Annotated in this window: 1 protein-coding gene; it reads right to left on the reverse strand. The window is 54.3% G+C overall.

From position 1 onward, the window contains the following. Nucleotides 1–41 precede the first annotated feature (41 nt). Nucleotides 42–361, reverse strand: a 320-nt coding sequence (locus G0Q06_RS14295; protein WP_163967453.1) for a CopD family protein, incomplete at its 5' end; no start/stop codon positions are given.

The raw sequence follows: 361 nt of genomic DNA on the forward strand, positions 1-361 counted from the left end.
GGCAAACATTCCACGTCCAAAGGTCCGGCGTGTGATAGGTTTCATAGGAAACCTCCCTTGTTTATTTTCGTGATTTGACCTTCGCCAGCGGCACGGGTGGTTTGATTTGCAGCCTCGGGTGCGCTGACAGTGGTCAGGGTTGCGGTCGTCAAGAGGATCAGAGAAACAAGTGCGGCTTCCATTCGAATGCTTCTACGCAGACGCGAACCAGCACCCGACTCTTGACGAAGCAATGCAGGCGTCAGGCGCAGCTTATTCCATGCGGCAAAGGCCATAATCGCAAGGAAAACACCAAGCTTGATCGCAAAAAACTGCCCGTAAGGCGTGAAGAGCGCGTTCAGCACATTGCCCGTCAGCAGCC

Source organism: Oceanipulchritudo coccoides (genome assembly GCF_010500615.1).
Taxonomy (GTDB): Bacteria; Verrucomicrobiota; Verrucomicrobiia; order Opitutales; family Oceanipulchritudinaceae; genus Oceanipulchritudo; species Oceanipulchritudo coccoides.